The organism is Allobrachymonas denitrificans DSM 15123, from assembly GCF_900110225.1.
GTDB classification, from domain to species: Bacteria; Pseudomonadota; Gammaproteobacteria; order Burkholderiales; family Burkholderiaceae_C; genus Brachymonas; species Brachymonas denitrificans.
Map to the genome: position 1 here is coordinate 33601 of NZ_FOCW01000003.1, position 21587 is coordinate 55187.

At 62.8% G+C, this 21587-nt stretch carries 23 protein-coding genes; 18 read left to right on the top strand and 5 right to left on the bottom strand.

Annotation, left to right across the window (positions count from 1 at the left end):
• Positions 1–83: 83 nt before the first annotated feature.
• Together BMW28_RS07880 and BMW28_RS07885 are read right to left on the bottom strand one after the other, a co-directional pair.
• On the bottom strand, positions 84–842 hold the full coding sequence (locus BMW28_RS07880; RefSeq protein WP_091816328.1) for a GntR family transcriptional regulator: 759 nt from the start codon (positions 840–842) through the stop codon (positions 84–86).
• A gap of 17 nt (positions 843–859) precedes the next feature.
• Positions 860–2611 (bottom strand): sigma-54-dependent Fis family transcriptional regulator, encoded by a 1752-nt coding sequence (locus BMW28_RS07885; protein ID WP_091816331.1) that lies wholly within the window; start codon positions 2609–2611, stop codon positions 860–862.
• A 280-nt stretch (positions 2612–2891) separates the two neighbouring features.
• On the opposite strand from BMW28_RS07885, the gene BMW28_RS07890 reads away from it, so the two are divergent.
• The 16 genes from BMW28_RS07890 to BMW28_RS13265 all read left to right on the top strand — a co-directional run bounded on the left by BMW28_RS07890 (position 2892) and on the right by BMW28_RS13265 (position 17735).
• Positions 2892–3179: a phenol hydroxylase subunit gene (locus BMW28_RS07890; RefSeq protein ID WP_091816333.1), complete on the top strand. Its 288-nt coding sequence runs from the start codon at positions 2892–2894 to the stop codon at positions 3177–3179.
• Between the two features lie 33 nt (positions 3180–3212).
• Positions 3213–4205 (top strand): aromatic/alkene monooxygenase hydroxylase subunit beta, encoded by a 993-nt coding sequence (locus BMW28_RS07895; RefSeq protein WP_091816335.1) that lies wholly within the window; start codon positions 3213–3215, stop codon positions 4203–4205.
• Positions 4206–4229: 24 nt separating this feature from the next.
• Positions 4230–4499 (top strand): MmoB/DmpM family protein, encoded by a 270-nt coding sequence (locus BMW28_RS07900; RefSeq protein ID WP_091816338.1) that lies wholly within the window; start codon positions 4230–4232, stop codon positions 4497–4499.
• Between the two features lie 38 nt (positions 4500–4537).
• On the top strand, positions 4538–6085 hold the full coding sequence (locus tag BMW28_RS07905; protein ID WP_091816340.1) for an aromatic/alkene/methane monooxygenase hydroxylase/oxygenase subunit alpha: 1548 nt from the start codon (positions 4538–4540) through the stop codon (positions 6083–6085).
• Between the two features lie 72 nt (positions 6086–6157).
• Positions 6158–6514, top strand: a complete 357-nt coding sequence (locus BMW28_RS07910; protein WP_091816343.1) for a phenol hydroxylase subunit P4 — start codon at positions 6158–6160, stop codon at positions 6512–6514.
• A 109-nt stretch (positions 6515–6623) separates the two neighbouring features.
• Positions 6624–7685 carry an NADH:ubiquinone reductase (Na(+)-transporting) subunit F gene (locus tag BMW28_RS07915; protein WP_091816345.1) on the top strand — a complete coding sequence of 354 codons (1062 nt, stop codon included), beginning with the start codon at positions 6624–6626 and terminating at the stop codon, positions 7683–7685.
• Between the two features lie 327 nt (positions 7686–8012).
• A complete protein-coding gene (locus BMW28_RS07920; protein ID WP_091816347.1) occupies positions 8013–8336 on the top strand; it encodes a 2Fe-2S iron-sulfur cluster-binding protein in 324 nt (107 codons plus the stop codon).
• 44 nt (positions 8337–8380) lie between these two features.
• On the top strand, positions 8381–9307 hold the full coding sequence (locus BMW28_RS07925) for a catechol 2,3-dioxygenase (RefSeq protein WP_091816350.1): 927 nt from the start codon (positions 8381–8383) through the stop codon (positions 9305–9307).
• On the top strand, positions 9307–9732 hold the full coding sequence (locus BMW28_RS07930) for a GlcG/HbpS family heme-binding protein (RefSeq protein ID WP_091816352.1): 426 nt from the start codon (positions 9307–9309) through the stop codon (positions 9730–9732). Before BMW28_RS07925 ends, BMW28_RS07930 begins: the two co-directional genes overlap by 1 nt.
• Positions 9733–9982: 250 nt before the next feature.
• A complete protein-coding gene (locus BMW28_RS07935) occupies positions 9983–11443 on the top strand; it encodes a 2-hydroxymuconic semialdehyde dehydrogenase (protein ID WP_091816354.1) in 1461 nt (486 codons plus the stop codon).
• A gap of 31 nt (positions 11444–11474) precedes the next feature.
• The gene (gene dmpE, locus BMW28_RS07940) at positions 11475–12257 is read left to right on the top strand and encodes a 2-oxopent-4-enoate hydratase (protein ID WP_091816357.1); all 783 of its coding nucleotides are present in this window, start codon (positions 11475–11477) and stop codon (positions 12255–12257) included.
• Between the two features lie 76 nt (positions 12258–12333).
• Complete coding sequence (locus tag BMW28_RS07945; protein ID WP_091816359.1) at positions 12334–13248, top strand: acetaldehyde dehydrogenase (acetylating); 915 nt, start codon at positions 12334–12336, stop codon at positions 13246–13248.
• Between the two features lie 22 nt (positions 13249–13270).
• Positions 13271–14308 carry a 4-hydroxy-2-oxovalerate aldolase gene (gene dmpG, locus BMW28_RS07950; RefSeq protein ID WP_091816362.1) on the top strand — a complete coding sequence of 346 codons (1038 nt, stop codon included), beginning with the start codon at positions 13271–13273 and terminating at the stop codon, positions 14306–14308.
• The gene (dmpH, locus tag BMW28_RS07955) at positions 14305–15093 is read left to right on the top strand and encodes a 2-oxo-3-hexenedioate decarboxylase (protein WP_091816365.1); all 789 of its coding nucleotides are present in this window, start codon (positions 14305–14307) and stop codon (positions 15091–15093) included. Before dmpG ends, dmpH begins: the two co-directional genes overlap by 4 nt.
• Positions 15094–15106: 13 nt before the next feature.
• A complete protein-coding gene (locus BMW28_RS07960; protein ID WP_091816366.1) occupies positions 15107–15298 on the top strand; it encodes a 2-hydroxymuconate tautomerase in 192 nt (63 codons plus the stop codon).
• 343 nt (positions 15299–15641) lie between these two features.
• Positions 15642–17735 carry a serine hydrolase gene (locus BMW28_RS13265; RefSeq protein ID WP_407640945.1) on the top strand — a complete coding sequence of 698 codons (2094 nt, stop codon included), beginning with the start codon at positions 15642–15644 and terminating at the stop codon, positions 17733–17735.
• Between the two features lie 120 nt (positions 17736–17855).
• Here BMW28_RS13265 and BMW28_RS07970 read toward each other — a convergent pair whose 3' ends face one another.
• Both BMW28_RS07970 and BMW28_RS07975 read right to left on the bottom strand, forming a co-directional pair.
• Entirely contained in the window at positions 17856–18668 is an 813-nt protein-coding gene (locus tag BMW28_RS07970) for an IclR family transcriptional regulator (RefSeq protein WP_091816368.1), read from the bottom strand.
• 151 nt (positions 18669–18819) lie between these two features.
• Entirely contained in the window at positions 18820–19560 is a 741-nt protein-coding gene (locus BMW28_RS07975; protein ID WP_091816370.1) for an arginyltransferase, read from the bottom strand.
• A gap of 70 nt (positions 19561–19630) precedes the next feature.
• Here BMW28_RS07975 and ung point away from each other — a divergent pair, with 70 nt between their 5' ends.
• Together ung and BMW28_RS07985 are read left to right on the top strand one after the other, a co-directional pair.
• Complete coding sequence (ung, locus tag BMW28_RS07980) at positions 19631–20326, top strand: uracil-DNA glycosylase (protein WP_200785760.1); 696 nt, start codon at positions 19631–19633, stop codon at positions 20324–20326.
• A gap of 4 nt (positions 20327–20330) precedes the next feature.
• A complete protein-coding gene (locus BMW28_RS07985) occupies positions 20331–20813 on the top strand; it encodes a GNAT family N-acetyltransferase (RefSeq protein ID WP_091816371.1) in 483 nt (160 codons plus the stop codon).
• Positions 20814–20816: 3 nt separating this feature from the next.
• Here the strand turns inward: BMW28_RS07985 and aat are convergent, their stop codons facing one another.
• Positions 20817–21560: a leucyl/phenylalanyl-tRNA--protein transferase gene (gene aat / locus BMW28_RS07990; RefSeq protein WP_091816373.1), complete on the bottom strand. Its 744-nt coding sequence runs from the start codon at positions 21558–21560 to the stop codon at positions 20817–20819.
• Positions 21561–21587: the final 27 nt, after the last annotated feature.

The following is a 21587-nucleotide window of genomic DNA, read 5'->3' on the forward strand; positions in this document are numbered from 1 at the left end:
TCACCGCTTTTTTGCCAGCGCTTGGAGGGTGGCATTCAAGACGGGCCGCGGGGTCCGAACCAGGTACCGTCTCTACTTTTTTGTCAGCTCTTGACGGGCAGCAGTCCAGGCTTGGAGGCTTCGAAGCCGGGCAGCGCCTGGCTGCGCGCGACCTGGCGGATCAGATCGCAGGTGATGCGCACGTGCGATTCCAGCGCCAGCGCAGCGCGGGCGTCCTGGCGGGCGATGGCGGCGCGGAAGATGATTTCGTGCTCTTCATCGACATTGCGCTCGATGGTGTGTTCGGCCACCAGCTGCAGCGTCATGTAGCGGTAGCGCTCGGAATGGCGGTTGAGCAGGCCGAGCAGGTACTTGGTCCACGGGGAGTGGTAGCCGGCAATCAGGGCTTCGTGGAAACGCTTGTTGCACTGCTCGAACTGCTGGGTGTCGATCTGGCCGCTGCTGTCGCGCAGGCGCGTCATGGCTTCGTAGGAGCTGCGCAGCTCCGCTTCCCAGCGGGCATCGCCGTGGCGGATGGACTGGCGCAGCGCCTCGGTTTCGAGCAGAACGCGCTGGTTGGTCAGGTCTTCCAGGTCATCCAGCGAGATCGGGCTGACGCGAAAGCCGCGCTGGCCTTCGTTGTAGACGAGCGCATCGGACACCAGCAGCGACAGCGCCTCGCGCAGGGTGCCGGCGCCGACGTCGTAGTCTTCCTTGAGGTGCTCCACGCGCAGCTTGCAGCCGGGCAACAGGCGGCCCTCGATGATGTCGGCACGCATGGCGCGGTAGGCCTTTTCGACCAGGGTGCGCGGTGCGGGATCCTCGGTCTGGGTCAGGAAATGCTGGGAGGCAACAAAAGTCATGATGGGGCTCGCGGGCTTCAGGAGGGTTTCTGGGAGCTGCGTTGCAGACGATAGGCCAGTTGGGGCCGGGTGAGGCCCAGTTGGCGTGCAGCGGCGGACAGGTTGCCGCGGGATTGTTGCACGGCAAATTCGAGCAACTGGGATTCGATGTCGGGCAGCGTCACGCCGCTGGAGAGCAGGGTGGCGCACAGGTCTCCCGGCAGGCGGCGTACATCGCCTTCGGTCAGGCTGCCATGCCGGGTGAGGGCGGTGTGCGGATGCTCGGGCATCAGCGGGAACAGGTGGCGCGTGTCGATCATGTCCTGGCCGCCAGTGAGCAGCACGGCGCGCTCCAGCACACGGCCCAGTTCGGACAGGTTGCCGGTCCAGGGCTGGTGCATCAGGGTTTGCAGGGCATGTTCGCTCAGGCTGGGCGGCAGGGCCTTGTACTTGGCAGCGTATTGCGCAAGCAGGGTCTCGGCCAGTGTCGGCAACTGGTGCATGCGCTCGCGCAGCGGAGGCAGTGTGACGTGCACCGTCTGCAGGCGCAGCAGCAGTTCGCGGCGGAACTGGCCATCCTGCGCGAGTTGTTCCAGATTGGCCGCCGTGGAGGCGACAAGCCGGCACACCGCGGCAATCGGCGTGCTGCCCTGGTGACGCAGGAACTGGCCGTGGCGCAGGAAATCGAGCAGCTTGTCCTGCAGCAGCAGGGGCAGATGTTCGATGTTGTGCAGATAGAGCATGCCGCCTTCGGCCTGCTCGATGCGGCCGCTGCGGCCGCCTGTGCCCGCCAGCGCGTGGGAGGCGGCCTGCATGGTGCTGCCTACATCGCTGCGCATATCCTCGCCGAACAGCTGGATGTCCAGTGCTTCGTCCGAGAGACCCTGGCAATCGAGCATGATGAAGGGCTTGCCGCTGGCCACCAGACGATGCAGGCGGCGCGCCAGCGTTTGCTTGCCGGTACCGAATTCGCCCTGCAGCAGTAGCGGAATGCCGGCATGGGCGGCGCGATCCAGCATGGTGAGCTGGGCCGGAAGCAGGCCGAACTCGCCCATGGTTTGCGTCATGTCGGCGACGGGGTCGATCACGGTGGTGGTGGGGCCGTCTTCCATGGGCTGATGCAGGCCCGGATTGAGCGGATTGGTCATGCGCCGTCCGCTGGCTTCCAGCAGGGTTTCGAGCTGCTCCACGTCATATAGCCTGAAGACCGGAGCGCCTTCTTCCCACAACTCCACCGACTTGCCGAGGATGTGGCAGTGGGGAGCGCCGGTTGCCGCACAGCTGAGTTCCTGGAACAGCACCAGCCGGCCCATGAAGCCGCTGGTATAGCCACTGGCATAGCCGAGCAGCAGCCAGCAGACCGGTTCTTCCGAGCGGCCCATCATCTGCAGGTGGGCATAGGCTTCCCAGGAGTGGTGCCAGGTGAACTCTCCGACGAACTGGCCGCTGTCATGGTCGATTTCCTGGCGCACAGGACGCACCTGCGCAGCACCCTCGATCATGTGCAGCTGCGGGCCGACGAGGAACACGTCATCCCCGGACTGGTTGCCCCGCAACTGGCGGGCGAACTCGGCATCACGCAAACCTGAACTGAAACCGGTGCTCAACAGCATGGCGCGCGCTTCGTCGCGACCCAGCCGGGCCAGCAGTGCCTTGCGCAGACGACCGAGCGATTCGGCATGCACCAGCACCATGCGGCGCGAGCCCAGCCAGATGCTGCCTTCGTCCAGCGAAAAGCGCAGCAGCTGACGCAAGTCATGGTCGGGCGGGAGCTTGAGAGGAGTGGCCATGCGGCGATTGTCCCTGAATATCGAGATATGGGGGATAAGGCATGCCCCGATAAGCGTATGCAGAAATCACGTTTGGGATCCGGTTTGCCGTAATTTTAGGCGATTGGCCGCAAAAAATTCATCATTTGATGAATTGACGCCGCATCGACCTCCGATTTCATGAGTGCGAATTGTCGCTGGAGGGCGGTTATGCCAAATGGAACCGGCCCTGCTTAGGGACTTTCCCCTGAATATCGAGATTCATCGGTGCAGAAGAGGGGGCGTTCCTAGAATTTGCGGCATGGAACAGACAAACACCACCCCCGATTCCTTCGATACCCGCAAGCGCTATGTGCGCATCAGGGAAGAGCATGCCAACGGCATGGTCGAGTTCGAGTTTGCGGTGGGCGAGCCGCACCTGTACGTGGAAATGGTGATGCCCCGCGCCGAGTTCGAACAGTTCTGCAAGGACCAGGGCGTCACGCCCACGGTCGGCGGGCTGGAGGACGCGGAGCAGGGCACCCAGGAACACGAATGGGACTGGAACCTGCGCGCGGCCCGCGATCGTCATTTCCGTCACGAACCCTGACTTCGGCAACACATTCAACCAGGAGACAAGTCCATGCAGATCGATCTTCGCACCGTCAGCATCACGCCGCTGCGGCAGACCTTCAACAACATGATTGCGCGCCAGGGTGCAGACAAGCCCGCCTCGCGCTATCTGGAAGCCACGATGGACGTGCAGCCGTCGGCCAACTTCCACTACCGTCCCACCTGGGCACCCGAGTACGAGCTGTTCGATGCCAACCGCACCGCCATCGTGATGAAGGACTGGTACGCGCTGAAGGACCCGCGCCAGCTCTACTACGGCACCTACACCCAGAACCGCGCCCGCATGCAGGAAACGGCCGAGGCCGATTTCGAGTTCGTCGAGACGCGCGGCCTGGCCGATACCTACAACGATGACGCCCGCAAGCTGGCGCTCGACTTCTACCTGCCGCTGCGCCATGTGGCCTGGGGCGCCAACATGAACGGCTCCGCTATCTGCGCCTACGGTTTCGGCACCGCCATCACCCAGCCCTGCCTGTACTCCGGCATGGACCAGCTCGGTATCGCCCAGTATCTGACCCGCCTGGGCCTGCTGCTCGGCCACCAGGGTGAACTGGAAGCTGCAAAGAAGGCCTGGCTGGAAGCGCCCGAGTGGCAGGAGCTGCGCCGCTACGTGGAAGACACGCTGGTGCTGAAGGACTGGTTCGAGCTGTTCGTGGCCCAGAACGTGGTGCTGGACGGCATGCTGTTCGCGCTGGCCTACAAGGAAGTCGACAAGGCGCTGACCGCCAAGGCCGGCCCGGTGGTGTCCATGCTGACGCGCTTCCAGGCCGAATGGTTCGACGACACCAACAAGTGGGTCGATGCCGTGATGAAAGTGACTGCCGCCGAAAGCGATGCCAACAAGGCACAACTGCGCGAGTGGCTGGCCAAGTGGCATGCCCGCGCCCGTACTGCTCTGGAGCCGGTGGCGAAGATCGCCCTGGGCGAGCAGGGCGGTGAGGCGCTCGACAACGTGGGCGCTGCCCTGAATGCGCGCATGGCCAAGGCCGGCATTCCTGCCTGATCAACCTCTTACCGGAAATACCCCATGTCTAACGTATTCATCGCCCTGCAGAAGAACGAGGAAACCCGCGCCATCGTCAACGCCATCATGGCCGACAACCCGGATGCCATCCTCAACGAACAGCCCGCCATGGTGAAGGTGGACTGCCCGAACCGCCTGGTCATCAAGCGCGAAAGCGTGGAGCAGGAAATGGGCCGTGATTTCGACCTGCAGGAACTGCACGTCAACCTGATCACGCTCAGCGGCCATATCGACGAAGACGAGGACCAGTTCGCCCTGCACTGGGGCAACTGAGCCGCATCCGCCACACACACATACACGGAGACATTCCCATGGACATGATTGTCAAGAAAAAGCTGAGCCTGAAGGAACGCTACAACCTGATGACGCGCGATCTGGACTGGACCCCCACCTACCAGAAGCCGGAAGACGTGTTCCCCTACCTGCAGTACGAGGGCATCAAGATCCACGACTGGAGCAAGTTCGAGGATCCCTTCCGCATGACGATGGACGCGTACTGGAAATACCAGGCCGAAAAGGAGCGCAAGCTCTACGCCATCATCGACGCCTTCAACCAGAACAACGGCCACCTGGGCGTGACGGATGCGCGTTACATCAACTCGCTGAAATTGTTCCTGACCGGGGTTTCTCCGCTGGAATACATGGCGCACCGTGGCTTTGCCCACGTGGGCCGCCAGTTTGCCGGCGCCGGCCCGCGTGTGGCCTGCCAGATGCAGGCCGTGGACGAGATCCGCCACTTCCAGACGCAGGTGCACTCGCTCTCCAACTACAACAAGCACTACAACGGCTTCCAGAACTGGCGTCACCAGCATGACCGCGTGTGGTACCTGTCGGTGCCCAAGTCCTTCTTCGACGATGCCGTCTCTGCCGGCCCGTTCGAATTCATGGTGGCCATCGGCTTCGCGTTCGAGTACGTGCTGACCAACCTGCTGTTCGTGCCCTTCATTTCCGGCGCGGCCTACAACGGCGACATGGGTGCCATGGCTTTCGGCTTCTCGGCCCAGTCCGATGAATCCCGCCACATGACGCTGGGCCTGGAGATGATCAAGTTCATCCTGGAACAGGATCCGGACAACCTGCCCATCGTGCAGAAGTGGATGGACAAGTGGTTCTGGCGCGGCTATCGCGTGCTGACGCTGGTCGCCATGATGATGGACTACATGCTGCCCAAGCGCGTGATGAGCTGGAAAGAGGCCTGGGAGGTGTATGCCGAGCAGAACGGCGGCGCGCTGTTCAACGACCTGGCGCGCTACGGCATCAAGGTGCCGAAGGGCTGGGAGCAGGCCTGCAAGGACAAGGACCACCTGAGCCACCAGGCCTGGAACGTGTTCTACAACTACGGTGCTGCCGCTCCCTTCCACACCTGGGTGCCCAGCAAGGAAGACATGGACTGGCTGTCTGCCAAGTATCCGGACACCTTCGACAAGTACTACCGTCCGCTGTGGGAGCACTACACCGAAGAGCAGAAGGCCGGCCGCCGCTTCTACAACACCACGCTGCCGATGCTGTGCCAGACCTGCCAGATCCCGATGTTCTTCACGGAACCGGATGATCCGACCAAGGTGGCCTACCGCGAAAGCACGTACCACGGCATGAAGTACCACTTCTGCTCGGACGGCTGCAAGACCATCTTCGACGACGAGCCGGAGAAGTACAGCCAGAGCTGGCTGCCGGTGCACCAGATCTACCAGGGCAACTGCTTCGAGCCCGATGTGGATCCGACCAAGCCCGACTTCAATCCGCTGGCCGAGGTGCTGCGCTGGTACCGCATGGAAAACGGCCGCGACAACATGGACTACGCCGACTCCGAAGACAAGAAGAACTTCGAAGCCTGGCGCGAGATGGCCACCAAGAACTGATGGCCTGCGGACTTCCCGTGCCGAGACGGGGAGTCCGCACCGATACCCACTGTTGAATTCCGGAGAAAGACCATGGCCGTTGCTGCCCTCACCACCTACGAATTTCCCGCCAAGGACACGGCGGACAAGTTTCCCGCGCCGCTGCTCTACATCGGCTGGGAAGACCACAAGATGTTCTGCGCACCGTTCTGCGTGCCCGTGCCGCCCGACATGAAGTTTGGCGACATGGTGAGCAACATGCTGCCCGGCATGTTCAGCGCACACCCCGACTTCGCCAGGATCGACTGGGCCACCACCGAGTGGTTCAAGTCCGGCCAGCCGTGGAAGCCCGAGAACGACAAGTCCATGGCCGATAACGGCCTGGGCCACAAGGACGTGATCCGTTTCCGCACACCGGGCCTGACCGGTCTGGGCGGTTCCTGCTTTTGACATTTTTTTCGCCAGAGGGCCTGTCGGGCAGGGCAGCCGTCACAAGCAGCCCTGCCTCTTTTTATTTCTGCGGCCGCATCGGCGTCCGTACTGTTAGCCAGTCTGCATCATGAGCTATCAACTCACCATCGAACCCCTTGGCCAGACCCTCGACGTGGAAGAGGGCCAGACCATTCTGGACGCCGCGCTGCGCGCCGGCCTGTACATTCCCCACGCCTGCTGTCACGGCCTGTGCGCCACCTGCAAGATCCAGGTGACGGATGGCGAGATCGACCATGGCGAAGCCAGCAACTTTGCGCTGATGGACTATGAGCGCGAGGAGGGCAAATGCCTGGCCTGCTGCGCCACGCTCGAGTCAGACGTGGTGATCGAGGCCGAGATCGAGGAAGAAGTGGATGCGCAGAACCTGCCGGTGCATGACTACACCGCCACCGTCTCGCGCATCGAGAACCTCACGCCCACCATCAAGGGTGTGTGGCTCAAGCTGCCGGAAGGGCAGAAGATCGCTTTCCAGGCCGGCCAGTACATCAACCTGAACATCCCCGGCGAAACTGCTTCGCGTGCGTTCTCGATTGCCAGTGCGCCGCAGGACAGCAACGAGATCGAACTCAACATCCGCCAGGTGGTGGGTGGCCGGGGCACCGGCTGGGTGCACGAGCAACTCAAGCAGGGCGATACGGTGACCTTCTCGGGGCCGTACGGCCGCTTCTTCGTGCGCAAGAGCGAGAGCCAGCCGAGCCTGTTCCTGGCGGGTGGTTCCGGCCTGTCCAGCCCGCGTTCCATGATCCTGGATCTGCTGGCCGAGAACAGCGAGCTGCCCATCGTGCTGGTGAACGGCGCGCGTGACCAGTCCGAGCTGTACCACGATGCCGAGTTTCGCGAGCTGGCCGAGCGCCATCCGCACTTCACCTATGTGCCGGTGCTGAGCAACGAGCCGGAAGACAGTGGCTGGCAGGGCGCCCGTGGTTTCGTGCATGAAGCGGCCAAGGCGCACTTCGAAAACGACTTCCGTGGTCGCAAGGCCTACCTGTGCGGCCCGCCCATGATGATCGAAGCCTGCATCGCCACGCTGATGCAGGGCCGCCTGTTCGAGCGCGACATCTACACCGAGAAGTTCATCTCTGCCGCCGATGCGCAGCAGGTGCGCAGCCCGCTGTTCCGCAAGCTGTAAAAAATCAAATATCGAGATTTGCTGTATACCTCCCTTGAGGCACTGCAGAAGGTCATAAAAACCTGCTTTCCATAGGGGTTCAATATTATTGAATGATAAAAATATCTATTTTTGATTCATCAAATGATCAATAACTTCAAGTTGCACGCCGTTCAACTCCCTCTGAAGCCAATCGACCACTAGGGGCTTTCCCTAAAATATCGAGATTTTTGGATAGAATGCGTGTGCTGCTTCTAGAATTGCTTCCATCGAACCTGGCCAGCCGGCAAGGGGAATGGAAGAGACAACACAAGAGGCCGGACGGATCCGGCCCGAAAGCAGAGAGACATGGCTACGTATTACCAGGTCACGATTGCCGAAACCGGTGAGACCTACCGCTGCCTTGAAAGCCGCACCTTGCTCGAAGGCATGGAAGCGCTGGGCAAGAAGGGGATTCCGGTGGGTTGCCGCAACGGGGGCTGCGGGGTGTGCAAGGTGCACATCACCGATGGCAGCTACACCAAGCGTGTGATGAGCCGGGAATACGTGTCCGAGGAAGAGGAAAAGCAGGGTTGCCTGCTGTCCTGCCGCGTCAAGCCCACCAGCGACCTCACGCTGTCGGTGGTGGGCAAGATGAAGAAGAATGTGTGCCGCCAGCATGGCGGTACGTGAATGACAACCGATCAATTACCACTAACGCCAACAGGAGACATATCATGGCAATGACTGGTGTGCTGCGTCCGGGCCATGCCCAGATCCGCGTCCTCGACATGGAGGAGTCCGTCAAGTTCTATACCGAGGTGATGGGCCTCGTGGAAACCGGCCGCGACAGCTCGGGCCGCGTGTACTTCAAGACGCGTCAGGAACGTGACCACAACAGCGTGGTGCTGCGTAAATCCGACCGCGCCGGCATCGACCTGTTCGCATTCAAGGTGCTGGACAAGGCCACGCTGGAAGACCTGGACCAGAAGCTGCAGGCCCATGGCGTGAAGACCGAGCGTATCCCCGCCGGCGAAATGCTGGAAACCGGCGAGCGCGTGCGCTTCCAGCTGCCCACCGGCCACACCATCGAGCTGTACGCCGAGAAGAAGGACGTCGGCAATGGCCACGGCTATGTCGATCCCGAAGTGGAAGTGATCGAATACAAGGGCATCAGCCCGATCCGCATGGACCACTGCCTGATCTACGGTGGCAACATCGACGGCAACCTGGAGCTGTTCGAGAAGGTGCTGGGCTTCACGCTGGTCGAGCGCGTCAAGCTGGAAGACGGCCAGACCGACCTGGCTACCTGGCTGACCTGCAGCACCAAGGCGCATGACATCGCCATGGTGCGCCACGGTGAAGACGGCAAGCTGCATCACGTTTCCTTCCAGCTGGAAAGCTGGGAGCAGGTGCTGCGTGCTGCCGACATCATGAGCCGCAACCGCGTCTCCATTGACATCGGCCCGACCCGTCACGGCATCACCCAGGGCACGACGATCTACTTCTTCGATCCGTCCGGCAACCGTCTGGAAGTGTTCTGCGGTGGCTACGACCACTACCCCGACATGCACCCGATCACCTGGTCGTGGGAAGAAGTCGGCCGCGGCATTTTCTACCATGACCGCAAGCTGAACGACGCCTTCCTGAGCGTGGTGACCTGATGCAGGTGGCCGTACAGCAATCCGTGTTGACGGCCGAGGCCGCGGCCACTGCCCTGCAGGCTGCCGTGGCCCACGCCGAGTCGCTGGGCATCCGCATCAACGTGGCGCTGGCAGACAGCAGCGGCGTGCAGGCAGGCTTTCTGCGCATGCCGGGCGCCTTCCTGCACTCCATCGAGATCGCAATCGACAAGGCCTACACGGCGGCCAGCTTCGGCTTTCCGACGTCGCAATGGCCGGCCATCTTTGCCGAGGACGAAGCCCTGCGCACCATTGCGCATCGTCCGCGCCTGGTGGCCTTCGGTGGCGGTGTGCCGATCCGTCAGGAGGGTGTGCTGATCGGTGGCATCGGAGTGTCGGGCGGTTCTGCGGAGCAGGACGAAGCATGCGCCAAAGCCGGTTTGCGCGCGATAGGGATTGAATCCTGATTGAAAGGGATTTTGATCCCGATCTGATGGATTCTCTGCCGATGCAGTGACCAACACGACCTGGATGGCTCGCAAGCCGAGCCCGTCCAGGCAAGCCTCCGGACGGGGGCTTGCCTTGACGCAGCGGAACCGCCTGCATGGCCGGTTCCCCGAGCCTGAGCCATCTGCGCCAGGCCGGGCGCCTCGACGCATCAGGACTGCTGCTGCAGCCCCGGGCGGTCATGTTTTTGCATTTCAGTTGAGAGGGTATATGAAAGAGTTCCTGAACTTCATCAATGGCGAATACGTCAAGAACGTCAGCGGCAAGATGTTTGACGACATCAACCCCGTCAACGGCCAGGTGATCGGCAAGATCTACGAAGCCGGTCGTCCGGAAGTGGACGCTGCCGTGGCTGCCGCCAAGGCTGCCCTCAAGGGTGACTGGGGCCGCATCTCCGTGGTCGAGCGCGCCAAGCTGCTGGACGCCGTGGCCGGTGAAATCAACCGCCGCTTCGACGACTTCCTGCAGGCCGAGATTGCCGACACCGGCAAGCCCGCCTCGCTGGCTTCGCACATCGACATTCCGCGCGGTGCCGCCAACTTCCAGATCTTCATCGACACCATCAAGAGCACGGCCACCGAGTCGTTTAACATGCGCACGCCCGACGGCAAGACGGCGCTGAGCTATGGCGTGCGCGTGCCGCGCGGCGTGATCGCCGTGGTCTGCCCGTGGAACCTGCCGCTGCTGCTGATGACCTGGAAAGTCGGCCCGGCCCTGGCCTGCGGCAACACCGTGGTGGTCAAGCCCTCCGAAGAAACTCCCGCTACCGCCACGCTGCTGGGCGAAGTGATGAATGCCGTCGGCATGCCCAAGGGCGTGTACAACGTGGTGCACGGCTTCGGCCCGGATTCCGCCGGCGCCTTCCTGACCAGCCATCCCGATGTGAACGGCATCACCTTTACCGGCGAAACCCGTACCGGCTCCGCCATCATGAAGGCTGCTGCCGACGGCGTGCGCCCCGTGTCGCTGGAAATGGGTGGCAAGAACGCCGCCGTCGTGTTCGCCGACTGTGACTTCCAGGTGACCATCGACACGCTGACCCGTTCCTGCTTCGAGAACGCCGGCCAGGTCTGTCTGGGCACCGAGCGCGTCTACGTCGAGCGTCCGATCTTCGAAAAGGTGGTTGCCGCCCTGAAGGAGCGCGCCGAGAGCATGAAGCCCGGCCTGCCGTTCGAGAAGGACACCAAGATCGGCCCGGTGATCAGCAAGGAACACCAGGAAAAGGTGCTGGGCCTGTACAAGTCCGCCAAGGACGAAGGCGCCACCATCGTGACCGGCGGCGGCGTGCCCGACATGCCGGAAGAGCTGAAGGGCGGCTCTTGGGTGCAGCCCACCATCTGGACCGGCCTGCCCGAAACTGCCACCGTGGTGACGGAAGAAATCTTCGGCCCCTGCTGCCACATCAGCCCCTTCGACAGCGAAGAGGAAGTGCTGGGCAAGGTCAACGCCAACCGCTACGGTCTGGCCACCGCCATCTTCACGCAGGACATCAGCCGCGCCAACCGTCTGGCGCACCAGATCGAAGTCGGCCTGTGCTGGATCAACGCCTGGTTCCTGCGCGACCTGCGCACGCCCTTCGGCGGCTCCAAGCAGTCCGGCATCGGCCGCGAAGGTGGTGTGCACTCGCTCGAGTTCTACACCGAGCTGCGCAACGTGATGGTCAAGTTCTGATCGCAGTACAACCAGAAGGAAAGACAAGCACATGGATTCCAACATCATCCAGACGCTGGGCGACAGCCTGTACCAGGCGCTGCGCAGCAACAGCGTGATCGATCCGATCACCAACCAGTATCCCGACATGACGATCGAGGATGCCTACGCGGTGCAGAAGCGCATGATCGACCGCCGCGTGCAGGACGGTGAAGTCATCGTCGGCAAGAAGATCGGCGTGACCTCGCGCGCCGTGATGAACATGCTGGGCGTGTACCAGCCCGACTTCGGCTACATGATGGACCGCATGATCGTGAACGAAGGCGAATCCATCGCCATGAGCACGCTGATCCAGCCCAAGGCCGAAGGCGAGATCGCCTTCCTGCTCAAGAAGGACCTGATGGGCCCCGGCCTGAGCAACGCCGACATCCTGGCGGCCACCGAGTGCGTGATTCCCTGCTTCGAGATCGTCGATTCCCGCATCCGCGACTGGAAGATCAAGATCCAGGACACCGTGGCCGACAACGCTTCCTGCGGCGTGTTCGTGCTCGGCGATAGTGCCGTGAGCCCGCGCAAGGTGGACCTGTCCACCTGCGGCATGGTGCTGGAGAAGAACGGCGAGATCATCGCCACCGGCTCCGGCGCAGCTGCCATGGGTTCCCCGGTCAACGCCATCACCTGGCTGGCCAACACCCTGGGCCGCCTGGGCGTGCCGCTGAAGGCGGGTGAAGTGGTGCTGTCCGGTGCGCTGGCAGCCATGTTCCCCTGCGCCGCTGGCGACAACTTCCGCGTGAGCATCGGCGGCATCGGCGCCTGCTCGGTCCGCTTCGAATGATCCGGCTGCCGGCCGCTGCGCGCTCCTGGCGCGTGGACGGCAGGTGCCCCGCAAAGACAAACTTCAAGGAAATGCCATGACCCAGAAAATCAAGTGCGCCCTGATCGGCCCCGGCAACATCGGCACCGATCTGCTGGCCAAGCTCAAGCGCAGCCCCGTGCTGGAACCCGTGTGGATGGTGGGTATCGACCCCGAATCCGACGGCCTCAAGCGTGCCCGTGAAATGGGCATCAAGACCACCGCCGAAGGCGTGGACGGCCTGATCCCCCACATGAAGGCCGACGGCGTGCAGATCGTGTTCGACGCCACCAGCGCCTACGTGCATGCAGAGAACAGCCGCAAGGTCAACGCCGAAGGCGCGCTGATGATCGATCTGACGCCCGCCGCCATCGGCCCGTTCTGCGTGCCGCCGGTGAACCTGGTGGAGCATGTCGGCAAGCGTGAAATGAACGTGAACATGGTCACCTGCGGCGGCCAGGCCACCATCCCCATGGTGGCAGCCATCTCCCGCGTGCAGCCCGTGGGCTACGGCGAGATCGTGGCCACTGTGTCCAGCAAGTCTGCCGGCCCCGGTACCCGCAAGAACATCGACGAGTTCACCCGCACCACCTCCGGTGCCATCGAGAAGGTGGGCGGCGCCAAGAAGGGCAAGGCCATCATCATCATCAACCCGGCCGAGCCGCCGCTGATCATGCGCGATACGGTGCACTGCCTGACGGAAGATGAGCCCGATCAGGAAAAGATCACCGCCTCGATCCACGAGATGATCAAGGAAGTGCAGAAATACGTGCCGGGCTACAAGCTGGTCAACGGTCCCGTGTTCGACGGCAACCGCGTCTCCGTCTTCCTGGAAGTGGAAGGCCTGGGCGACTACCTGCCCAAGTACGCCGGCAACCTGGACATCATGACCGCCGCCGCCGCCCGCACCGCCGAAATGTTTGCCGAGGAAATCCTCGCAGGCAAGCTGACGCTGGAACCCGTCGCTGCCTGAGCATCACCCAAGGAGAATGAATATGGACAACCTCAAGGGCAAGAAAGTCACCCTGCATGACATGACGCTGCGCGATGGCATGCACCCCAAGCGCCACCTGATGACGCTGGACCAGATGAAGGACATCGCCACCGGTCTGGACGAAGCCGGCATTCCGCTGATCGAAGTCACGCACGGCGACGGTCTGGGCGGCAGCTCCGTCAACTACGGTTTCCCCGCCCACACCGACGAGGAATACCTGAGCGCCGTGATTCCGCTGATGAAGCAGGCCAAGGTTTCCGCGCTGCTGCTGCCCGGCATCGGCACCGTCGACCACCTGAAGATGGCGCGTGAACTGGGCGTGCACACCATCCGCGTGGCCACCCATTGCACCGAGGCCGACGTGAGCGAACAGCACATCACGCTGGCCCGCAAGATGGACATGGACACGGTCGGCTTCCTGATGATGGCCCACATGGCCGATTCCGACAAGCTGATCCAGCAGGCCAAGCTGATGGAAGGCTACGGCGCCAACTGCATCTACGTGACCGACTCCGCCGGCTATCTGTTGCCGCACCAGGTCAAGGAGCGCATTGCCGCCGTGCGCGCAGCGCTCAAGCCCGAGACCGAGCTGGGCTTCCACGGCCACCACAACCTGGCCATGGGCGTTGCCAACTCCATCGCGGCCATCGAAGCCGGTGCCAACCGCATTGACGCCGCTGCCGCCGGCCTGGGCGCCGGTGCCGGCAACACCCCGATGGAAGTGCTGGTGGCCGTGTGCGACCGCATGGGTATCGACACTGGTGTGGACGTCGCCAAGATCCAGGATGTGGCCGAAGACCGCGTGTTCCCGATCATGGACTTCCCGATCCGCATCGACCGCGACGCACTGACGCTGGGCTACGCCGGCGTGTACGGCTCCTTCCTGCTGTTTGCCAAGCGCGCCAGCCAGAAGTACGGCATTCCTGCCCGCGACATCCTGGTCGAACTCGGCCGCAAGGGCATGGTTGGCGGCCAGGAAGACATGATTGAAGACACCGCCATGACCATGGCACGCGAACGCAAGGAGGCCAAGGCATGAATCTCGACCAGAACACCATCAAGCAACTCGCCGAGCACCTGGACAACTGCCAGCTCAACCAGCAGGACACCCTGAAGATCACCGAGCAGCATCCCGACATGGACTGGGACGATGCCTACGCGATCCAGGACGAGATCCGCGCCCGCAAGCTGGCCCGCGGCCTCAAGGTCGTCGGCCTGAAGGCCGGCCTGACCAGCTTTGCCAAGATGAAGCAGATGGGCGTGGAAGTGCCCGTGTTCGGCTTCATGACCGACGACTACACCGTGCAGGACGGTGGCGAAGTCAAGGTGTCCGAGCTGATCCACCCCAAGGTCGAACCCGAGATTGCCTTCGTGACCAAGGCCCCGCTGAAGGGTCCCGGCTGCCACATCGGCGCCGTGCTGGCTGCGACCGATTTCGTCATGCCCGGCATCGAGGTGATCGACAGCCGCTACCGCGACTTCAAGTTTGACCTCAAGAGCGTGATCGCCGACAACACGTCCGCCTCCCGCTTCGTCGTCGGCGGCCAGCCGGTTGGCGTGGAAGGGCTGGACCTGCGCACTACCGGCATCGTGCTGGAAGTGAACGGCGTGCCGATGGCCTTTGGCGCCGGCGCTGCCGTGCTGGGCCATCCGGCTGCAGCCATCGCCATGCTGGCCAACCACCTGGGTGAGCGCGGCGAGGAGATTCCCGCCGGCACCATGATCCTGTCCGGCGGCATTACCGAGGCCGTGGCCGTCAAGGCCGGTGACAATGTCACGCTGCGGGTGCAGGGCATGGGCTCGTGCAGCCTGCGTTTTGTCTGACAAGGAGACTTACATGCCGTTCGCACAGATTTACATGATTGAAGGCCGTACCGAAGAGCAGAAGAAAGCCGTGATCGAGAAGGTCACGCAAGCTCTGGTGGAGGCCGTGGGCGCGCCGCAGCAGAACGTGCGCGTCTGGATCCATGACGTGCCCAAGGAAAACTGGGGCATCGCCGGAGTCAGCGCCAAGGATCTGGGGCGCTGATCGCCAAACAAATGGGCAACCTGTAGCATGGCCGGAAGGCCGTGCCTTTTCATCCGCATGACGGTGTTACCGGCATGCGGATTTTTTCATGCCTGCGTCACGAAAACGGGGGATGGTGCGCTGCAGCAGAAACAAGCACTTACAGAGTGGTCCTGAAGTTGCATCGAACATGCATTTCTTCTTTGCCTGCCAGCAGTTGTCAGCGTTTTGCAAGAAGATGGTGGCTTTTTATTACAAAATAATAGGTAAATTAAGTAGTGGCACCAAGTCGTTGATATTGTGCATATTTTCCAGCGGTGTAAACTTACGTCATCGCGTGATTATCAAAGAGCAGGACTTCGCCATGTCTACATCCACTGAATTTGTGACCAGAGGTATTCTGAAATACTTGTCACAGAGTGCCATGTTCATGGGAGCCGCGTGCGTTGCCGTGGCCTTGCCCGTAGAGGCCAAGACGGAGCGCCAGGCGCCGGCCAAGGTCGTCGCCAAGCAGACCAGGACCAAGGCCACCCGTGATGACGCCGCCAAGGCCGCCGTGCTCAAGCGCGCAGCCAGCAAGGACAAGGCCGTGCTGCAGGTCAAGCACGTCAAGGGCCTGGCCAAGCCGATTAACGATGAGGAAGAGGCTGCTCCGCGTGGCAAGAAGCTGAAGCTGGCCAATGCCAAGGCTGGCCGCAACGCCAAGGCCGAAGCCGAAGAGGCGGCTCCTGCCGGTCGCAAGGGCAAGGCAGCCCAGCTTGCCAAGGCGCGTGATGAAGACGACAAGCGCAGCGCACGCAACAAGATTGCCGGCAAGATCAAGGGCGCCGCGGCTGACGAGGAAGCATTGGCGCCCAAGGGCCGCAAGCTGACCAAGGCGGAACGCATCAAGGCAGAGCGCCAGGCACGCCTGGACAAGGAAGAAACGGCACGCCAGCAGCGTATCGAATCCACGCGCGACAAGCGTCTGCAAGCCCAGCGCAAGGCCAGGGAAGAAGCCGCCGAACAGGCACGCCTGCAGCAGGTCGCCCGTGAAAAGCGCCAGCAGGAAATCGCCCGGCTCGAGCGCCAGCAGGAGCAGGCTCGCCAGCAGCGCATGGTTGCTGCCAGGGAAGCACGTGAGCGTGCCCTGGAAGAAGATCGTATCGCCACCCTGGTTGCCGAGCGTGGCGCCAGCGTGCGTGTGATGGAACCCGCAGCAGCGGCTGCGACTGCAGTGGCTACCCAGGTGGCAGCAGCGCCGGCTCCGGTGAGCTATGTGCCCGCCACTCCGGCGGCAGCACCGATGACGACACCTGTTGCGGTCGCACGTGCAGCGGCTCCGGCTCCCGTGCGCACCAAGAACATGGTGAGCGCTTCGTCGCCGCTGGCTTCCTCGCTTATCGGCAGCCAGGTGGAACCGCAGCGTACCCGTCCCTATACCTATACGCCCAATCCCTCGTCGCCGGTGGCCGCAGCCATGATCGCGCCCGAGGCGCCGTCGCGTGCACCGGTCACCCGCAGCTATGTGGCCGAAAGCAGCTCGCCGGTAGCCGCTTCGCTGATTGCCACGGCCGCACCGACAGCTGTCACCCGCGTCGCAGCAGTTCCCGAGCGTTCCAACTTCGTGCGCGTGTCCGTTCCGGCCAACAACACGCTGGGCCAGATCCGTGGCATGAGCACGGCTGGCTCGCCGCTGGCCCTCAACTCTGCCGTTGCCCTGGTCATGGACCAGAACACCGGCGAAGTGCTGCTCAACAAGAACGGTGGCCAGGTGTCTCCCATTGCGTCCATCACCAAGCTGATGACGGCGCTGGTGACCATGGATGCCGCGCTGCCCATGGACGAGCGCATTACCATCACCTACGACGATGTGGACCGCCTCAAGGGCAGCAGCTCGCGCCTGTCGGTGGGCAGCAGCTTCACCCGCCAGGAACTGCTGCATCTGGCACTCATGTCCAGCGAAAACCGCGCTGCGCATGCACTGGGTCGTACCTATCCGGGTGGCATGCCGGCCTTTGTGCGCGCCATGAACATGCGCGCCACCATGCTGGGCATGCGTGATACCAACTATGTGGAGCCAACCGGCCTCAACAGCGGCAATCAGTCCAGCGCACGCGATCTGGCCTTGCTCACCCGTGCCGCCTACAGCTATCCGCTGATCCGCAGCTACACCACGCATCCCGGCCAGTCCTTTGATGTGGCCGGCCAGACGCGCCGTTTCAACAACACCAACCGTCTGGTGCACAGCAACAACTGGAATATCGGCCTGCAGAAAACCGGCTACATTTCCGAAGCTGGCCGCTGCGTGGTGATGCAGAGCAATATCGATGGCCGCAACGTCATCATCGTGCTGCTCGACTCCAACAACAGTTCGCTGCGCGTGCGTGATGCCGAGTCCATCCGCTACTGGGTGCAGAACAACCTGGGTCGCGGCAACAACCGTGGCTTCGGTGGCGTGGTGGCGCATGCGTACTGAGCGCGCGCTGCTCACCAAAAAGAACGGGCCACGAGGCCCGTTTTTCATGCTTGTTCCGGTCCGCTAGTCACGCACCGACGCTGCATCCCATACACCGGCGAGTTCATCGCGCGCAAATGTTCAGCGTCCCAGTGGCCCTTTGCCGCGATAACCGATCGCCGTTGAAATCTGGCTGGCGGCATCGCGCAGCTTCTCGGTCCAGCTCTCGTCGATGCGGTGCGCAGGCGCGGAAATCGAGAGGCCAGCGATCATGGTGCCCTGGTCGTTGTAGATGCCGGCTGCCATGCAGCGTACCCCGAGCTCCAGTTCCTCGTTGTCGCGTGCCACGCCGGACTGGCGTACATGGTTCAGTTCACGCTCGAGCTGGGGCAGTTGCGTGATGCTGTTGCGCGTATTGCCCTGCAGGCCGGTGCGCGTTGCGTAAGCGCGCACTTTCTGCGGATCGTCCATCGACAGGAACAGCTTGCCGGTGGAGGTCAGGTGCAGCGGCGCGTGCCCGCCAATGGCGCGCACCACCTGCATGCCGGAGCGCTCGCTGTTGAAGGCGCGCTCGATGTACACGATCTCGTCGCCCTGACGCACGCTGAGGTTGATGGGTTGCTGGATCTGGCGGTGCAGTTCGCGCATCACGCTCACGGCCGCGTCGCGCACACTCAGGCGCGCCTTGACCAGATTGCCCAGTTCCAGAAAGCGCATGCCCAGCCGGTAGCTGCCGGTGTCGGGACGCTCGACGAAGCGGCCGATGACCAGATCGTTCAGGATGCGGTGCGTGGTGCTGGGGTGCAGACCCGCCTTTTCGCTGATTTCCTTCAGGCTGAGGGGCTCATCGCGGGAGGCGAGGATGTCGAGCAGCGCAAACATGCGTTGCAGTACCTGGACACTGATGGCGTCATACGCCGGGTCGGGTACATGGAGGGAAGAGGAGTCGGACATGATTTTTACTTCACTGCTTCCGTTTTCTTGAAAGCAGTTCAATTCTACTATGTGAAATCATGTCCTGCAGCGTTTGCTGTGGCGCGCGAGTGGCAGGGTGGATGGATGCCCGTCCCGTTTCTGCGGAAGGTGCATCCGGTTTGCACGCCGATCAGGCGTGGGGTGTTTCGGCGCACCGGACCCAGCGGTCGCCCTGCAGGATCTCGTAGGGGCGAAAGCGGGTCTTGTAGTGCATCTTGCTGCTCTCCGCGATCCAGTAGCCCAGATACACATGGCGGCGGCCGGTCTGCCGGGCAAAGGCGATCTGCCACAGGACGGCAAAGGTGCCGTAGGCAGCACCGGCATCGCCCGCGTAGAAGGTGTAGACGGCCGACAGGGCGTCGGGCAGCACGTCTAACAGGGCCACCATCTTGAGGACATCGCCTTCCCGGAATTCCACCAGCATTGCATCGACCGGGCTCTGCAGGATGAAGCTGCGGTAGTCCTCGGGATCATCCTTGTCCATGCCGCAGCCGGCGTGACGGGCGAGCTGGTAATCGCGGTAGAGCGCGTAATGACCCGGATATTCCTCGAGCGGCAAGACGCGTACGGAAAGCCCTTCATGCTGGCGCCAGGCCCGGCGCTGGCTGCGATTGGGGCTGAAATTGTCCACGGGAATCCGCAGCGGAACGCAGGCGCGGCAGTTGTCGCACCAGGGGCGATAGGTGGTGCTGCCGCTGCGGCGAAAGCCCTTGGCGATGAGTTGCGCGTAGATGCCGGTATCGACTACGTCCAGCGGCACGACCACCTGCGAGCGGGCGGTCTGCTCGGGCAGGTAGCTGCAGGGATAGGAGGCGGTGGCGTACAGCTGAAGCACGCGTTCCGGCAGGGGCGGGCGACGCAGGTCGGACATGGCGCCTATGGTAGCGCAAGGTGTGCCTGCGGGCTGTTTCAGCCTGTTCCGGCGCTATATCATGCGGGATATGGAACATCTGATCACGTCACCCGCAGAAACCGCCTTGCACACCTGGCACGAGGCCATTGGTGCCGAGAAGCAGCAGCCGTATTTTCAGCAGCTCTGGCAACGCGTGAAGCAGGCGCGCACCGAAGGGCAGACGATCTATCCGCCCGCCAGCGACGTTTTCAGCGCTTTTACCGCCACCGAATTCGATCAGGTCCGCGTGGTCATTCTCGGCCAGGATCCCTACCACAACGTCGGGCAGGCGCATGGGCTGGCATTTTCCGTGCGGCCGGAGGTGGATATTCCGCCGTCCCTGCAGAATATCTACAAGGAACTGGCAGAGGACATTCCCGGCTTCGTGATTCCCGGCCATGGCTATCTGCAGCACTGGGCCGAGCAGGGCGTGCTCCTGCTCAATGCCGTGCTGACGGTGCGCGCCGGCCAGGCGCACTCGCATGCCAACTGGGGCTGGGAAACATTCACCGATCGCGTGGTGCGGCAGCTCAACGAGCACCGGCAGGGGCTGGTGTTCATGCTGTGGGGCAGCCACGCACAGAAAAAGGGCGCTTTCATCGACCGCAAGCGCCACCTGGTTTTGCAGGCACCGCATCCGTCGCCGCTTTCAGCGTATCGCGGTTTTTTCGGATGCCGCCATTTTTCCCGCGCCAACGCCTGGTTGCAGCAACAGGGCCTGGCGCCTATTGACTGGCAGGTATAGAACCATGGAGACAAAACCCCACATCCGCATTCGCAAGGCCTCCGAGCAGGACATTCCGGCCCTGACCGAAATGGCATCCAAGCTTCTGCAGGAAATCCAGCTGGCCACACACGACCTGGATTTCGATGTCGAACCCCTGCCGGTGCGCCGCCACCTGGAAGACCTGCTGGAGCGGGGCAGCTACCGCGTGCTGGTGGCAGATTCCGGCAGCGAGCAGATCGGGTTTGCCGGCCTGTTCGAAGGGCATGCGCTGTATGCGGGCGGGGCGCTGGGCACCATCACCGAACTGTTCGTGAAGCCGCAATGGCGCGAGAAAGGCGTGGGGCGGCAGCTGTTGGCCGGCATTTTCGAGCTGGCGCGCCGCCAGGGCTGGCGCCGAGTGGAAGTGACCACGCCGCCGCTGCCGGAGTTCGAGCGCATCATGCACTTCTACCAGTGCGAGGGCTTTGCCGTCACCGGCGGTCGCAAGCTGCGGCGCCTGATGTGAGATTCAGAGGATTCCTTTCCATGACTCGGGGCTGAAGCTCCAGTTCATGGAGGGGAGGACTTGCGTGCGGGCGATGGATTCCGCAAACGCCGTCCGTGGAATGGCACTGGCGCCCAGACTGGCCAGATGGGAGGTTTCCTGCTGGCAGTCGATCATCTCCACGCCATGGGCGCGACACAGCGCCACCAGTGCAGCCAGTGCAGTCTTGGAGGCATCCGGTACCCGTGTGAACATGCTTTCACCGTAAACCGCTCTGCCCAGGGCAACGCAATACAGGCCGCCGGCAAGCTCGCCATGGATCCAGGTTTCCACGCTGTGCGCCAGACCGCGCTGATGTAGTTCTGTGTAGGCTTGCCGGACGTCGTCCGTGATCCAGGTGCCTGCCTGATGCGTGCGTGGGCCTGCGCAGGCTGCCATGACTTCCCCGAAGCTGGTGTCGATGCGGATTTCGCACTGCGGTGACGCGGCAAAACGCTGCAGGGACTTGCGCAACGACTTGTGCAGCCGGAAGTTTTCCGGGCGCAGCACCATGCGCGGGTCGGTACTCCACCAGAGGATGGGCTGGTTGTCGCTGTACCAGGGGAAGATGCCCTGGCTGTAGGCCTGCTCCAGCGTGTCGGCATCCAGCACCCCTCCGGCTGCCAGCAGGCCGGGCCAGGGGGTGTCGTCCTGCAGGGCCTGATCCAGAGGCGGGAAGGATTGGTGCGGCTCCAGCCAGGGGAGGGTGGTCTTGGGGTGGTAGGTCATGGGAAAGGGCTTGGACCTTGGGGGTGC

Coding starts and splice junctions, on each gene's coding strand:
- BMW28_RS07880 (WP_091816328.1), bottom strand. CDS start 842: ATGACTTTTGTTGCCTCCCAGCATTTCCTGACCCAGACCGAGGATCCC.
- BMW28_RS07885 (WP_091816331.1), bottom strand. CDS start 2,611: ATGGCCACTCCTCTCAAGCTCCCGCCCGACCATGACTTGCGTCAGCTG.
- BMW28_RS07890 (WP_091816333.1), top strand. CDS start 2,892: ATGGAACAGACAAACACCACCCCCGATTCCTTCGATACCCGCAAGCGC.
- BMW28_RS07895 (WP_091816335.1), top strand. CDS start 3,213: ATGCAGATCGATCTTCGCACCGTCAGCATCACGCCGCTGCGGCAGACC.
- BMW28_RS07900 (WP_091816338.1), top strand. CDS start 4,230: ATGTCTAACGTATTCATCGCCCTGCAGAAGAACGAGGAAACCCGCGCC.
- BMW28_RS07905 (WP_091816340.1), top strand. CDS start 4,538: ATGGACATGATTGTCAAGAAAAAGCTGAGCCTGAAGGAACGCTACAAC.
- BMW28_RS07910 (WP_091816343.1), top strand. CDS start 6,158: ATGGCCGTTGCTGCCCTCACCACCTACGAATTTCCCGCCAAGGACACG.
- BMW28_RS07915 (WP_091816345.1), top strand. CDS start 6,624: ATGAGCTATCAACTCACCATCGAACCCCTTGGCCAGACCCTCGACGTG.
- BMW28_RS07920 (WP_091816347.1), top strand. CDS start 8,013: ATGGCTACGTATTACCAGGTCACGATTGCCGAAACCGGTGAGACCTAC.
- BMW28_RS07925 (WP_091816350.1), top strand. CDS start 8,381: ATGGCAATGACTGGTGTGCTGCGTCCGGGCCATGCCCAGATCCGCGTC.
- BMW28_RS07930 (WP_091816352.1), top strand. CDS start 9,307: ATGCAGGTGGCCGTACAGCAATCCGTGTTGACGGCCGAGGCCGCGGCC.
- BMW28_RS07935 (WP_091816354.1), top strand. CDS start 9,983: ATGAAAGAGTTCCTGAACTTCATCAATGGCGAATACGTCAAGAACGTC.
- dmpE (WP_091816357.1), top strand. CDS start 11,475: ATGGATTCCAACATCATCCAGACGCTGGGCGACAGCCTGTACCAGGCG.
- BMW28_RS07945 (WP_091816359.1), top strand. CDS start 12,334: ATGACCCAGAAAATCAAGTGCGCCCTGATCGGCCCCGGCAACATCGGC.
- dmpG (WP_091816362.1), top strand. CDS start 13,271: ATGGACAACCTCAAGGGCAAGAAAGTCACCCTGCATGACATGACGCTG.
- dmpH (WP_091816365.1), top strand. CDS start 14,305: ATGAATCTCGACCAGAACACCATCAAGCAACTCGCCGAGCACCTGGAC.
- BMW28_RS07960 (WP_091816366.1), top strand. CDS start 15,107: ATGCCGTTCGCACAGATTTACATGATTGAAGGCCGTACCGAAGAGCAG.
- BMW28_RS13265 (WP_407640945.1), top strand. CDS start 15,642: ATGTCTACATCCACTGAATTTGTGACCAGAGGTATTCTGAAATACTTG.
- BMW28_RS07970 (WP_091816368.1), bottom strand. CDS start 18,668: ATGTCCGACTCCTCTTCCCTCCATGTACCCGACCCGGCGTATGACGCC.
- BMW28_RS07975 (WP_091816370.1), bottom strand. CDS start 19,560: ATGTCCGACCTGCGTCGCCCGCCCCTGCCGGAACGCGTGCTTCAGCTG.
- ung (WP_200785760.1), top strand. CDS start 19,631: ATGGAACATCTGATCACGTCACCCGCAGAAACCGCCTTGCACACCTGG.
- BMW28_RS07985 (WP_091816371.1), top strand. CDS start 20,331: ATGGAGACAAAACCCCACATCCGCATTCGCAAGGCCTCCGAGCAGGAC.
- aat (WP_091816373.1), bottom strand. CDS start 21,560: ATGACCTACCACCCCAAGACCACCCTCCCCTGGCTGGAGCCGCACCAA.